Genomic DNA, 12,851 nt, shown 5'->3' on the forward strand with positions numbered 1-12,851 from the left:
ATGCGCTCCCTCATCCTGGACACCGATATCGGGTCCGACGTCGACGACGCCATGGCGCTCGCCCAGCTCCTCGGCAGCCCGGAGATCGACCTCGTCGAGGTGCACACCGTGTACGGCGACACGCGGCTGCGGGCCCAGTTGGCTCGACGGTACGGCGTACTCGCGGGCCGCTCACTGGACGTCGTACCGGGGCTCGCTGAACCGTTGTCGGGGCGGGAGGTCTGGTGGGCCGGGCATGAGGGCACGCTGCACGACGCCCTGTCCGAGGAAACCATCAGCGCCGACACCGCGCCCGAACGACTGGTCGCACGGCTCCGCGAGCAACCTGGTGAGCTCGACGTGGCTGCGATCGGTCCGCTGACCAACGTGGCGGCCGCACTGGCCCTCGAACCGCAGGCGGCCTGGTGGATCCGGCACCTGTGGGTGATGGGTGGCTCGTTCGGCGACGACGTGTGCGAGCACAACTTCAAGTCCGACGACGTGGCCGCGCAGGCCGTGCTGAACGCGGGGATCCCGACCACGATCACCGGCCTGGAGATCACCCAGCAGGTCGCGATCGAGGCGGCGCGACTGGAGCGGATCCGCGCCGCTGGCCCGCTCGGTGCCGCGCTCGGGGCGGACATCGAGCAGTGGTGGGCGTACTGGAACGAGACGTGGAACGTGCCGCACGACCCGGTCGCGGTACTCGCGCTGAGTCGCCCGGAACTGTTCACGTTCTCCAAGCTCGGGCGGGTGACGATCGAGGTCGGGGGAGAGCGCGCGGGGCACAGTACGTTCGCGCCTGATGCGGACGGCACCGTGCGGATCGTCACCGCGGTAGAGGCCGAGCACGTGGCCGAGGAGATCACGGCGCGGATCGTGGCCGCGGGGACGGCATACGCTGTGGCTCGTGGGGAGATCGATGGCGACCGCACGTGACGTCGCGGAACGCGCCGGCACGTCCACGGCGGTCGTCAGCTACGTCTTCAACAACGGCCCCCGGCCCGTGTCGGCGGAGACCCGCCGGCGCGTGCTGGAGGCCGCGGCGGAACTGGAGTACCGGCCGAACATCCTCGCCCGGGCGCTGAGCGCGGGCCGCACGTACTCGCTCGGACTACTCATCCCGCAGATCCGCAACCCGTACTTCGCCACGCTCGCGGAACACCTGGAGAACTACGCGCGGCAGCACGACCACCTGCTGCTGATCGGCGACTCGGCCGGCGACCCGGAACAGGAGTCGGCCCATATCGGGTCGTTCATCGAACGCAAGGTCGACGGCGTCGTCCTCGTCTCGCTGCTCGTCGCGCCGGCGATCCAGCGCTTCGCGACCGCCGGCGTACCCGTTGTCGCTTTGCATCCGGTGCCCGACGGAGTGACGGTCTCCACGCTCTCGATCGACTACGTCGCGGCCGCGGAGACCTCGGCGGACCATCTGCTGTCACACGGCTACCGGACCCTCGGCGTCGTCACCGGTCCCGAGGATTCACCCGGTACGGCGGAACACCGCAGCGGCATCGAACGCGCGCTGAAGGCACACCCACGAGCCTCGGCGCGGTACGTCGCGTCGCCCGTGTCGCGGTTCGCCGCGCGGGACGCCGTACGCCCGTGGTTCGCGCAGAAGCGCCCGCCGCGGGCGATCTACTGCTCGACGGACGAGCAGGCGTTCGGCGTACTGTTCGCTGCCTGGGAGGCCGGGCTGCAGGTGCCTGACGACGTCGCCGTGATGGGCTTCGACGGCACCAGCGAGTGCACCGTGACGATCCCGCCGCTCGCCAGCGTCCGCCAGCCCATCGAGGAAACCGCACGCCAGGCGGTCGAACTACTGCTCGACCGCACCAATCCGCCCGCAGCCCGCCACGTCCTCGACTACGAACTGGTCCCGAGTACGTCGTGTGGTTGTCAGGCAGGCGTTGGGTCGGACTGAGACGCCCCCGGTTGCGGCAGCGCTCGCCGTACGGACAGACCGACACCGATCAGTACGGCGCCCCAGACGATGGCTGTCACGCCGAGGAGCGTCGCAACGGTCACCGCGCCGGCGCCCGGGTTGGCGGCGAAGAGCACGCCGATGAAGATCGAGAGCAGTCCGCTCAGCAGTAGCAGCCAGCGTGGCATCACCTGGTGACTGCTGAAGGCGCCGGCGAACTCGAAGATGCCCCGGATGATCAGCCAGATCCCGAGGATCCAGGTCAGCGTCTTCGCCGTCATCCCCGGGCTGGTGATCGCGAAGAACGCCGCGATCAAGGCGATCACCCCGAGGGTGACCAGGAACAGCCGGCTGCCCTTCGCCTCCGGCTGGAAGGCCTGGGCGATCGATCCGATCCCGTCGGTGAGGGCCCAGAACCCCCAGAGCAAAGCCAGTGCGATCGCCGTGGAGATCGGCCAGGCGATCGCGAGAATCCCGAACACGATGCCGATCGCGCCACGCACGAGCAGCATCTTCCACCCCAGCGTCAACCACTCCCGCTCCATATCGGTCCTCCTCGAGGCGTTCGTTCTCCTCATGGTGATCCGATTGCTCACTCACGGCAATCACCCGCGGCGCGAGTAGCCTGAGGGCATGGCCGTCGAGTTCAATCACACGATCGTGAATTCCAGCGACAAAGAGGCGTCGGCACGCTTTCTGGCCGGCATCCTGGGGCTCGGGGAACCGAGCAGTTACGGGCCGTTCGCGGTCGTTCAACTCGCGAACGGGACCTCGTTGGACTTTGCTGACGCCGGCGGGCAGCCGCGGACGCAGCACTACGCGTTTCTGGTGAGTGAGGACGAGTTCGACCAGATTCACGCGCGGATCGTCGAGCGGGGGCTGACCTACTGGGCGGACCCGTTCCATCGGCAGGAGCGCGAGATCAACACCAACGACGGCGGGCGCGGCCTCTACTGGGACGACCCCGACGGGCACAGACTCGAGATCCTCACGGTCCCGTACGGCGGCTGGCCGTCGGCCTGAAGCTGCTACTCGGAGGCGCGGCGGAGGGCCTCGGAGAGGCGTTCGGCGGCGGCCATGACGGCGGGGGCGTGCATCCGGCCGGGCTGCCGGGAGAGGCGTTCGATCGGGCCGGAGACCGAGACGGCGGCGATCACCTTGCCGCTGGGGGAGCGGACCGGAGCGGAGACCGACGCGACGCCCTGCTCGCGTTCGCCGACCGAGTGCGCCCAGCCGCGACGACGTACGCCGGCCAGTGCGGCCGCGTTGAACGAGGCGTTGTGCAGACCGCGGTGCATCCGCTCCGGGTCTTCCCACGCAAGCAGTATTTGAGCGGCCGACCCGGCCGCCATGGTCAGCTGGCTGCCCACCGGGACGGTGTCACGCAGACCGGACGGACGCTCGGCGGCGGCGACGCACACCCGGTACTCACCCTGGCGGCGGAACAGCTGCGCCGACTCACCGGTGATGTCCCGCAGTCGCGCCAGCACCGGGCCGGCGGTCGCGAGCAGCCGGTCCTCACCGGCCGCGGAGGCCAACTCGCTGAGTCGCGGGCCGAGCACGAAGCGTCCCTGCATGTCGCGGCCGACCAGGCGGTGGTGCTCGAGCGCTACCGCCAGACGATGTGCCGTCGGGCGCGCCAGCCCCGTCGCCGCGACCAGTCCGGCCAGGGTCGCCGGTCCGGACTCGAGTGCGGACAGAACGAGAGCTGCTTTGTCGAGAACGCCGACTCCGCTAGAGTTGTCCATGAGACGATACTGCCGTCTCGAATCGTGGAACGCAAGTCGCTTCAGCCGCCCAATCGAGAGCACTGTGAGCGAAAGCACTCAGCACGCAACCATCTCGCGACCGGGGTGGTGGGGTGGGAAAAGTATCCAAGGAGGAGAGTCTGATGGGTAGGACGTTGTCGGAAAAGGTCTGGGATGCGCACGTCGTGCGCCATGCCGACGGAGAGCCCGACCTCCTGTACATCGACCTCCACCTGGTGCACGAGGTGACCAGTCCGCAGGCGTTCGACGGGCTCCGGCTGGCGAACCGCCCGGTCCGCCGTCCGGATCTGACCATCGCCACCGAGGACCACAACGTCCCGACGTACGACGTGGACAAGCCGATCGCCGACCCGGTGTCGCGGACGCAGGTGGACACGCTGCGCAAGAACGCCGAGGAGTTCGGCATCCGGATCCACACCCTCGGCGACCCGGACCAGGGCGTCGTGCACGTGATCGGCCCGCAGCTCGGCCTGACCCAGCCCGGGATGACCGTGGTCTGCGGTGACAGCCACACCTCCACCCACGGCGCGTTCGGGGCGATTGCCTTCGGCATCGGTACCAGCGAGGTCGAGCACGTGCTGGCCACCCAGACGCTGATGCAGGCCCGCCCGAAGACGATGGCCGTCACCGTCGACGGCGTACTGCCGGACGGCGTTTCGGCCAAGGACCTGGTGCTGGCGCTGATCGCGCAGGTCGGCACCGGCGGCGGCCAGGGCTACATCGTCGAGTACCGCGGCGAGGCGATCCGGGCGCTCAGCATGGAAGCCCGGATGACGATCTGCAACATGTCGATCGAGTGGGGCGCGAAGGCCGGCATGATCGCGCCGGACGAGACCACGTTCGCGTACCTGAAGGACAAGCCGCACGCACCGCAGGGCGTCGACTGGGAAGCCGCCGTCGAGTACTGGAAGAGCCTGGCCACCGACGACGACGCCGCCTTCGACCGTGAGGTCGTGCTGCGCGCCGAGGACATCGCGCCGTTCGTCACCTGGGGCACCAACCCCGGTCAGGGTGTTCCGCTGTCCGCGACCGTGCCGTCGCCGGACGACTTCGACAACGAGAACGACAAGGTCGCCGCCGAGCGGGCCCTGGAGTACATGGGCCTGACCGCCGGTACGCCGCTGCGCGAGATCCACGTGGACACGGTGTTCCTGGGGTCCTGCACCAACGGCCGGATCGAGGACCTGCGCGCCGCGGCCGGCGTACTGGCCGGACGGAAGGTTGCCGAGGGCACCCGGATGCTCGTCGTCCCGGGCTCCGGCCGGGTCCGGCTGCAGGCCGAGGCCGAGGGCCTGGACGCGATCTTCAAGGACGCCGGCGCCGAGTGGCGCGGCGCCGGATGCTCGATGTGCCTGGGCATGAACCCGGACCAGCTGGCCCCGGGCGAGCGCAGCGCCTCCACCTCGAACCGGAACTTCGAAGGCCGGCAGGGCAAGGGCGGACGCACCCACCTGGTGTCGCCGCTCGTCGCCGCCGCGACCGCTGTCACCGGGACCCTGGCCGCTCCGGCCGACCTGCCGCCCGTCGCCGTACCTGCGAACGTCTGAGGAGCAACGGAATCATGGAAGCCTTCACCCAGCACATCGGTACGGCGGCTCCGCTGCGCCGCAGCAACGTCGACACCGACCAGATCATCCCGGCCGTGTACCTGAAGCGGGTCACCCGCACCGGCTTCGAGGACGGGCTGTTCGCGGCCTGGCGCAACGATCCGTCCTTCGTGCTCAACCAGCCCGAGTACGAGGGTGTCTCGGTGCTCGTGGCGGGACCGGACTTCGGGACCGGATCCTCCCGGGAGCACGCGGTCTGGGCCCTGCTCGACTACGGGTTCCGCGTCGTCGTGTCGTCGCGGTTCGGCGACATCTTCCGCGGGAACTCCGGTAAGGCCGGTCTGCTCGCGGCCCTGGTGACACAGGAGGTCGTGGAGCAGCTGTGGACCGCGATCGAGGCCGACCCGGGAACCAAGGTCACGGTCGACCTGGAGAACAAGACGATCTCCGCCGGTGACGTCGCGGCGCCGTTCGAGATCGACGACTACACGCGCTACCGGCTGCTGAACGGTCTGGACGACGTCGGCATCACGCTGTCGCACGCGGACGAGATCGCTGCCTACGAAGCGACCCGGCCGTCCTTCAAGCCCGCAACCCTTCCTGCCAAGGCCTGAAGCTCTCGCAGAGTTATCGCCCCCGTAACGTTTGGGTAGGCGGGGGCGATAACTCTGGTGTTACCCTTCTGGGGTTGCCAAGAACGTTGTCAGAACAAGGCTTGCGAGACCGAGGAGGTGAGGCGCTCATGACCAACAGCAGCGATCCCTCCAGACATACGGGTCTCGCTCGACCTGTGGGGGACTGACTTTCTTCCAGCAGTAGCGGTCGGGCAGACGTGCGCTCATCACTCTCACGTTTCCACCGCACCTGGAGGACTCATGTCCGACCTGCGCCTGCGTTCGCTTCGCGCGTTCAGCCGCACCCCGTCACTGCGTGCCGCCGCCCGTAAGCACGCCGCATCCGCCGCCGCGACAGCGATCGAGCCGGCCGAGAAGCTGTCCCGCGATCATCAGAAGCCCAAGGGACACAGCGTCGTCGACAGCGCGATCTACTGCGGCGGCAACCGGATCGCGTCCCCGGACTCGCTCGCGGACACGTACGCCGCGTTGCACGACTCCCCACAGAGCCTGGCCTGGATCGGCCTGTACCGGCCGGACCGCCGCGAACTCGCCTCGCTGGCGCAGGAGTTCGACCTGCACGAGCTCGCGATCGAGGACGCCAACGAAGCGCATCAGCGACCGAAGCTGGAGCGGTACGGCGACACGTTGTTCGTCGTACTGAAGGCCGCTCGGTACCGGGACGCGACCGAGGAGGTCGAGTTCGGTGAGGTGCACGTCTTCGTCGGCCCGGACTTCGTGGTGACGGTCCGGCACGCCGAAGCGCCCAATCTGGCCGCGGTACGGCGCCGGGTCGAACGCGACCCCGAACTCCTCGGCCGCGGCGCCGAGGCGGTGCTGTACGCGATCATGGACAAGGTCGTCGACGGGTACGCGCCGGTGGTCGCCGGTCTGGAGAACGACATCGACGAGATCGAGACCGAGGTGTTCCGCGGCGATCCGAAGGTGTCGCGGCGGATCTACGAACTGTCCCGCGAGGTGATCGAGTTCCAGCGCGCGACCCGGCCGCTGATCGGCATGCTCGAGCAGCTCCGCGGCGGGTTCCAGAAGTACGGCGTCGACGAGGAACTGCAACGTTCACTGCGCGACGTGGCCGACCACGTGACCGAAGTGGTGGAGAAGGTCGACGGCTTCCGGGAGTTGCTGCGCGACATCCTGACCGTGAACGCGACCCTGGTGGCCCAGCAGCAGAACGAGGAGATGAAGAGCCTCGCGATGGTCAGCAGTGAGCAGAACGAAGAGGTGAAGCGGATCTCTGCCTGGGCGGCGATCCTGTTCGCCCCGACGCTGATCGGCACCGTCTACGGGATGAACTTCGACAAGATGCCGGAGCTGCACTGGGAGTACGGATACCCCTTCGCGATCGGCCTGATGGCCTTGGTGTGTGGAGGTCTGCACCAGATCTTCAAGCGCCGCGGCTGGCTCTGAAAACGGCCGCAACGGGCCCAAACGGGCGAAATTGTGGCACGAATCGCCTAAAACAAGGCCGAATTGCCGCGTTGGTGTTTGTGAACGGCGTGTTGAGTCCATAACGTTCCTGTGAGATCGAGCGCTGTGCTCGACGCCTACGTTCACGGAGGGAAGCAGTGAACAAGAGCCAGTTGGTCGAAGCGCTCGCAGTGCACTTCGACGGAAACCGCCGCCAGGCCCAGCACGCACTGGAGTCGGTGATCGACACCGTCCAGCGCGAGCTGACCAAGAAGGGCGGCAAGGTCGCCATCACCGGTTTCGGTGCCTTCGAGGCCATCGAGCGTGGTGCGCGCATCGTGCGCAACCCGCGGACCGGTGAGACCAAGCGCGCCAAGAAGACCACGGTTCCGAAGTTCCGCGCGGGTGCGGAGCTGAAGGCCGTCGTCTCCGGCGCCAAGAAGCTGCCGAAGCTGGTAGCCCCGAAGCCGGCCGCGACCGCCACCAAGGCGGCTGCCCCGGCGAAGAAGGCCGCACCGGCCAAGGCCGCTGCGACGAAGACCGCCGCTGCGAAGAAGACGGTCGCGAAGAAGGCCCCGGCCAAGACGGTCGCCAAGAAGGCTCCGGCGAAGACCGTTGCCAAGAAGGCCCCGGCGAAGAAGGCCCCGGCCAAGAAGGTCGTCGCGAAGAAGGCGCCGGCCAAGAAGGCCCCCGCCAAGAAGACCGCGGCGAAGCGCACCGCTCGCTGATCTTCACGCACTGCGGCAAACCGCACAACAGCGAAGGCCGGTCACCCCACTCCAGGGGTTGACCGGCCTTCGCCGTTGTTCGGGGCAACCGACTACAGGCGGGTACCGAAGTCCAGCTTGGTGATCGCGAGCTCTGCACCCGAACCGGTGGTCTCGATCCGCACCCGTTGCCCCACCCGCAGATGCCGGACCGGGGTGTCGGCGACGGCGTGCACGGTGAACGGGAGCTCGATGCCGGTGTCCGTCAGCACCGCGCCGGAGAACGTCTCGCCGTCGTACCGGCTCACAGTTGCTTGCCTGGGCGCTTGCATGTCAGCAGGCTAGACCCTCGGTACCCGTCGCGGCGCCGAGCACCAGCGACATCACGTCCGCCGTCGCCGGACCGACTCCCAGCTGTACGGCGTGGGCGAGGTCGGCGGCCGTGTCGACGTCACGTCGTACCGACTCGATCGCGGTCAGTTCGATCGGCGTCGCCCCGGACGCCTGGTGCGCCAGGGCGGAACCGACACCGAAGCGCGGATCCAGCGCCACCCCGGGCGCTGCGGCGAGCAACGTCGTACCGGTGACGGGCTGGTCGATCACGAACGAGCGCGGCGCCGTACAGGCCGCGAGGACGGCGGTCAGTTCGGCCGGGCGGAGCGCGGGAAGATCGGCCGAGAGGGCCGCGATGCCGTTGCCACCGAACTCGGCAGCGGCCACAGTGGCTCCATGCAGCAAGGCTTCGTTCAGACCGGCGGCGGGCAGGTCCGGGACCACGTGCGCGCCGGCGGCGGTGACGTCCGCGGCGACCAGCGGGTCGTCGGTGACCACCAGGACCGTCCGCACCAGGGGAGAACCGAGCGCGGCCGCAGTAGTGTCGACAGCGAACGCGCGGGCCAGTTCGGGACGGTGCTGAGGGTAGGCCGGAGCGAGCCGGCTCTTCGCGATCGCCGTACGCTTCACCGGGATCACCAGGGTCCAGGGAGCGACCTGTAGGTCTGCCATCAGGCAGGATTCTCCCATGACCGACGGCCAGCATCAGCACCAGGAGGCAGCTGTGGACGCGAGGCAGGCGGACCCACGGCCGCCGCGTGGGTTCTGGTTCGGGGTGATCGTCGCGATCGTCAAGCCGTTCATGATCGTGTTCACCAAGTGCCGGTTCAGCGGCCGGGAGAACATGCCGCGGACCGGCGGCGTGGTGTACGTGCCCAACCACATCTCGCATTTCGACCCGGTCGTACTCGGGTACTTCATCTGGGAGTGCCGGCGGATCCCGCGGTTCCTCGGCAAGGCGTCGGTGTTCAAGATCCCGGTGGCCGGGAAGATCATCAGCGGCGCCGGGCAGATCCCGGTGTACCGGGAGTCCGCGCAGGCCGCGGACGCGTTCCGGGACGCGGTGGCGGCGGTCGAACGCGGTGAGTGTGTGGGCGTTTACCCAGAAGGGACGATCACCCGCGATCCCGAGCTGTGGCCGATGACCGGCAAGACCGGCGCCGCGCGGATCGCGTTGATGACCGGCTGCCCGGTGATCCCGGTCGCGAACTGGGGAGCGCAGGAGATCCTCAGGTCCTACACCGGCAAGGTGCGCTTCCGGTTGCTGCCGCGCAAGACGCTGCAGGTGCGGGCGGGGACGCCGGTCGACCTGAGCGCCTTCGAGGGCAAGCCGCTGACGAACCAGCTGTTGCACGAGGCAACCGAGGTGATCATGGCCCGGGTCGCCGAGACCCTCGGCGAACTGCGCGGCGAGACCCCGCCCAAGGAGCTCTACGACCTGCGCAAGGCCCGCAAGGCTCAAGGTGAGGAGAAGGAATGACCAAAGTCGCGGTGTTCGGCGCGGGGTCCTGGGGTACGGCGTTCGCCACGGTGCTGGCGAACGCGGGGAACCAGGTGTCGGTGTGGGCCCGGCGGGAGGACGTGTGCGACGCGATCAACGCGCGGCACGAGAACGCCGAGTACCTGCCCGGGATCGAGCTGCCGGACGCGATCACCGCGACGCATGACCCGGCCGCGGCGGCCGACGGGGCGGAGGCCGTCGTCCTCGCGGTACCGTCGCAGTCGCTGCGCGAGAACCTCGCGGACTGGGCCGGCGTGCTGCCGAACGCCGTACCGCTGGTCAGCCTGATGAAGGGCGTCGAGCTCGGGACGACGCAGCGGATGAGTGAGGTGATCGCGGAGCTGACCGGTGCCGGTCCCGAGCGGATTGCGGTGGTGTCGGGCCCGAACCTGGCGCGCGAGATCGCCGAGGGGCAGCCGGCCGCGTCCGTGGTGGCCTGCGCCGACGAGGGCACCGCGGCGCGGTTGCAGAAGCTGTGCCATTCCCCGACGTTCCGCCCGTACACGAACAACGACGTCGTCGGCTGCGAACTCGGCGGCGCCTGCAAGAACGTGATCGCGCTCGCGGTCGGGATGGCCGTCGGCCTCGGGTTCGGCGACAACGCCCGGGCGTCGGTGATCACCCGCGGCCTGGCCGAGATCGCCCGTCTGGGTACGGCGCTGGGCGCGGACGAGCACACGTTCTCGGGACTGGCCGGACTGGGCGACCTGGTGGCCACGTGCTCGTCGCCATTGTCGCGGAATCGGACTTTCGGCGAGAAACTCGGTCAGGGCATGACGGTCGCGGAGATCGCGGCCGGCACCCGGCAGGTCGCGGAGGGCGTGAAGTCCTGCGCGTCGATCAGCGAACTGGCGCACCATCACGACGTGGAGATGCCGATCGCGGAGCACGTCACGAAGGTCGTCGCCGGTGAGATGACCCCGAAGGACATGCTGTTCAGCCTGGTGTCGCGCTCGGCGAAGTCGGAGCGCTGGGGTTGATCCCGGAAGCGTTCGCGCGGAGCACCGTCGCGCGCGAAGGTGACGCCGGAGAGGCCTGGCTGGCCGAGTTACCCGGCATCGTCGAGGACCTCCTCGGGCACTGGGACCTGGAGCGGGACGGCGACGTCCTGCACGGGCAGGTCGGCGTCGTGGTGCCGGTCCGCGGTGACGCCGTGCTCAAGGTGTCGTTCCCGCATCCGGGGAACGTGCACGAGCCGGACGCCTTCGAGGCGTGGGACGGTCGCGGCGCGGTGAAGCTCTACGAACGTGACGACGCCCGCTACGCGATGCTCCTCGAGCGAGCGCACCCGAGCACCCTCGTCGAGCACACCGGCGACCTCGCCGCGATCGCCGGGGATCTGCTCGGCCAGTTGACGATCCCGGCGCCGGACGGCCTGCCCCGGATGTCGGAGAAGGCCGACACCTGGGCCGAAGACCTCCACAAGGACGCGGCGGAACTCGACCACCCACTGCCGGATGTTGTCGTGCGCGAGGCGATGGCGGCCGTCGACGAACTGTGCCGCGATCAGCCGGAGACGTTGGTTCACGGCGACTTCCACTCGAGCAACATCCTGCGTGCGGAGCGGGAGCCCTGGCTCGCCGTCGATCCGAAGGGGTACGTCGGCGACCCGGCGTTCGACGCCGCGATCTTTCTCCGCACCCGCGCGTACCACCTGTACCTCGCGGGCGCCGGCGACCTGCCGCGAACCTTGCGGACCGAGCTGGACCAGTTCGCCGAAGCCTCTGGAGTCGACGCCGTCCGCATCCGCCGCTGGTGTCAGCTGATCGTCGTCCAGTCCGCGTTCTGGGGCCGCCGCCACGGCTTCGGCCGTGCCCGCACCGGCGCCCAGCTCGACCGGGTGATCGCGGTGATTGACGAGCTCGCCGTCAGCTGGACTGATTAGCTCTGCAGTACCTGGTTCAGGACCAGGGTGGCGGCGCCGAGGAGGGCGGCGTCGCGTCCGGTCCGGGACGGGACCACGTGCAGGTGGGTTGTGGCCAGGGGCAACGATCGGGCGTAGACGGCCTCGCGGAGACCGGCCAGCAGACTGTCGCCGGCCTGGGAGAGGGAGCCGCCGACCACGATCACGGACGGGTTGAGCAGGCTGACCGCGGCGGCGAGGACGGTGCCGATCTCGCGACCGGCCTGGCGAATCTCCGCGATGGCCGCGGTGTTTCCGGCGCGGACCAGTTCGACGATGTCGCCGCTGGTGCCGACTCCAAGCCGGGTCGCCAGCGCGGCTGCGGAGGCGACAGCTTCCAGGCAGCCGGTGTTGCCGCAGCGGCAGAGCTCGGTGTGGCCGGGCGCCTGGATGTGACCGATGTCGCCGGCTGCTCCTTGGGCGCCGCGGTGCAACCGGCCGCCGCTGATCACGCCAGCTCCGATGCCGGTGGCAACCTTCACGAACAGCAGGTGCTCGACGTCCGGGTACGTCGTCGCGTGCTCGCCGAGCGCCATGATGTTCACGTCGTTGTCGACGAGCACCGGGCCCGGTAGCTCCCGGCTCAGTCGGCCGACCACGTCGTACGAGTCCCAGCCCGGCATGATCGGCGGGTGGTTCGGCCGCCCCGTGCTGTGCTCGACCGGTCCGGGCAGCCCGACCCCGGTGCCCGCCAGATCCTCCGGTGATCTCTGGGCCTCGCGCAGCAACGCGTGTCCGGCCTCGGCGACCGCGGCGAGGACGACCTCGGGTCCTTCGGCGATCTCGAGCGGCGTCGTCGACCGGTGCAGGATCTCGCCGGCCAGGTCGGTGAGGGCGACGGACAGGTGCGTCGCGCCGACGTCCGCGGCGAGCACGAGCCGCGCGACCGGATTGAACCGGAACCGCGCCGGCGGCCGGCCACCCGTCGACGCCGCCTCACCCGACGGCACCACGAGCCCGTCGGCGAGCAACGCCTCGATCCGCCCGGTCACCGTGGACCGCGCGAGACCGCTGCGCTCGATCAGCTCGGCGCGCGTCCGCGGTTGCCCGTCGAGGAGCAGCCGCAACACCGCGTCCGCCGTACCGAGATCGCTCATCACCGGACTTCCGTCGTACTGGCCGTGGACTTTTGCTTGACAGGGTTCA

Annotated in this window: 15 protein-coding genes; 10 read left to right on the forward strand and 5 right to left on the reverse strand. The window is 69.2% G+C overall.

All coding sequences use genetic code 11. The features are described 5' to 3' along the window. Together E0H92_RS30160 and E0H92_RS30165 are read left to right on the forward strand one after the other, a co-directional pair. On the forward strand, positions 1 to 918 hold the full coding sequence (locus tag E0H92_RS30160; RefSeq protein ID WP_131463841.1) for a nucleoside hydrolase: 918 nt from the start codon (positions 1 to 3) through the stop codon (positions 916 to 918). Beyond that, a complete protein-coding gene (locus tag E0H92_RS30165) occupies positions 902 to 1,903 on the forward strand; it encodes a LacI family DNA-binding transcriptional regulator (RefSeq protein WP_131463843.1) in 1,002 nt (333 codons plus the stop codon). The genes E0H92_RS30160 and E0H92_RS30165 overlap by 17 nt, the downstream gene beginning before the upstream one ends. On the opposite strand, the gene E0H92_RS30170 is transcribed toward E0H92_RS30165, so the two are convergent. Further along, positions 1,879 to 2,448 (reverse strand): HdeD family acid-resistance protein, encoded by a 570-nt coding sequence (locus E0H92_RS30170; protein ID WP_165550107.1) that lies wholly within the window; start codon positions 2,446 to 2,448, stop codon positions 1,879 to 1,881. The genes E0H92_RS30165 and E0H92_RS30170 overlap by 25 nt on opposite strands. An 88-nt stretch (positions 2,449 to 2,536) precedes the next feature. Here E0H92_RS30170 and E0H92_RS30175 point away from each other — a divergent pair, with 88 nt between their 5' ends. Further along, positions 2,537 to 2,926 (forward strand): VOC family protein, encoded by a 390-nt coding sequence (locus tag E0H92_RS30175; RefSeq protein ID WP_131498647.1) that lies wholly within the window; start codon positions 2,537 to 2,539, stop codon positions 2,924 to 2,926. Positions 2,927 to 2,931: 5 nt separating this feature from the next. On the opposite strand, the gene E0H92_RS30180 is transcribed toward E0H92_RS30175, so the two are convergent. Further along, the gene (locus E0H92_RS30180) at positions 2,932 to 3,651 is read right to left on the reverse strand and encodes an IclR family transcriptional regulator (protein WP_130387568.1); all 720 of its coding nucleotides are present in this window, start codon (positions 3,649 to 3,651) and stop codon (positions 2,932 to 2,934) included. Between the two features lie 143 nt (positions 3,652 to 3,794). On the opposite strand from E0H92_RS30180, the gene leuC reads away from it, so the two are divergent. From leuC to E0H92_RS30200, 4 genes are all read left to right on the forward strand, one after another. Further along, a complete protein-coding gene (gene leuC, locus E0H92_RS30185) occupies positions 3,795 to 5,219 on the forward strand; it encodes a 3-isopropylmalate dehydratase large subunit (RefSeq protein ID WP_131498648.1) in 1,425 nt (474 codons plus the stop codon). A 14-nt stretch (positions 5,220 to 5,233) separates the two neighbouring features. After that, on the forward strand, positions 5,234 to 5,833 hold the full coding sequence (leuD, locus tag E0H92_RS30190) for a 3-isopropylmalate dehydratase small subunit (RefSeq protein WP_131463851.1): 600 nt from the start codon (positions 5,234 to 5,236) through the stop codon (positions 5,831 to 5,833). A 261-nt stretch (positions 5,834 to 6,094) separates the two neighbouring features. Continuing rightward, positions 6,095 to 7,261 (forward strand): magnesium/cobalt transporter CorA, encoded by a 1,167-nt coding sequence (gene corA, locus E0H92_RS30195; RefSeq protein ID WP_131463853.1) that lies wholly within the window; start codon positions 6,095 to 6,097, stop codon positions 7,259 to 7,261. Between the two features lie 158 nt (positions 7,262 to 7,419). Next, positions 7,420 to 7,989: an HU family DNA-binding protein gene (locus E0H92_RS30200; protein WP_131291739.1), complete on the forward strand. Its 570-nt coding sequence runs from the start codon at positions 7,420 to 7,422 to the stop codon at positions 7,987 to 7,989. A gap of 92 nt (positions 7,990 to 8,081) precedes the next feature. On the opposite strand, the gene E0H92_RS30205 is transcribed toward E0H92_RS30200, so the two are convergent. Both E0H92_RS30205 and cofC read right to left on the reverse strand, forming a co-directional pair. Beyond that, positions 8,082 to 8,300, reverse strand: coding sequence for a hypothetical protein (locus E0H92_RS30205; protein WP_131498649.1), 219 nt, complete (start codon positions 8,298 to 8,300; stop codon positions 8,082 to 8,084). Position 8,301: 1 nt separating this feature from the next. Then, positions 8,302 to 8,973, reverse strand: a complete 672-nt coding sequence (cofC, locus tag E0H92_RS30210) for a 2-phospho-L-lactate guanylyltransferase (RefSeq protein WP_131498650.1) — start codon at positions 8,971 to 8,973, stop codon at positions 8,302 to 8,304. Positions 8,974 to 8,989: 16 nt separating this feature from the next. Here cofC and E0H92_RS30215 point away from each other — a divergent pair, with 16 nt between their 5' ends. The 3 genes from E0H92_RS30215 to E0H92_RS30225 are packed head-to-tail and all read left to right on the forward strand — an operon-like array spanning position 8,990 to position 11,687. Next, positions 8,990 to 9,781 carry a lysophospholipid acyltransferase family protein gene (locus tag E0H92_RS30215; protein WP_131498651.1) on the forward strand — a complete coding sequence of 264 codons (792 nt, stop codon included), beginning with the start codon at positions 8,990 to 8,992 and terminating at the stop codon, positions 9,779 to 9,781. Next, positions 9,778 to 10,782: an NAD(P)H-dependent glycerol-3-phosphate dehydrogenase gene (locus E0H92_RS30220; RefSeq protein WP_131498652.1), complete on the forward strand. Its 1,005-nt coding sequence runs from the start codon at positions 9,778 to 9,780 to the stop codon at positions 10,780 to 10,782. Before E0H92_RS30215 ends, E0H92_RS30220 begins: the two co-directional genes overlap by 4 nt. Beyond that, entirely contained in the window at positions 10,779 to 11,687 is a 909-nt protein-coding gene (locus E0H92_RS30225) for an aminoglycoside phosphotransferase family protein (RefSeq protein ID WP_202873907.1), read from the forward strand. The genes E0H92_RS30220 and E0H92_RS30225 overlap by 4 nt, the downstream gene beginning before the upstream one ends. On the opposite strand, the gene E0H92_RS30230 is transcribed toward E0H92_RS30225, so the two are convergent. Next, positions 11,684 to 12,802: an ROK family transcriptional regulator gene (locus E0H92_RS30230; protein ID WP_131498654.1), complete on the reverse strand. Its 1,119-nt coding sequence runs from the start codon at positions 12,800 to 12,802 to the stop codon at positions 11,684 to 11,686. The genes E0H92_RS30225 and E0H92_RS30230 overlap by 4 nt on opposite strands. Between the last annotated feature and the right edge of the window lie 49 nt (positions 12,803 to 12,851).

This window comes from Kribbella speibonae, from assembly GCF_004331375.1.
Taxonomy (GTDB): domain Bacteria; phylum Actinomycetota; class Actinomycetes; order Propionibacteriales; family Kribbellaceae; genus Kribbella; species Kribbella sindirgiensis.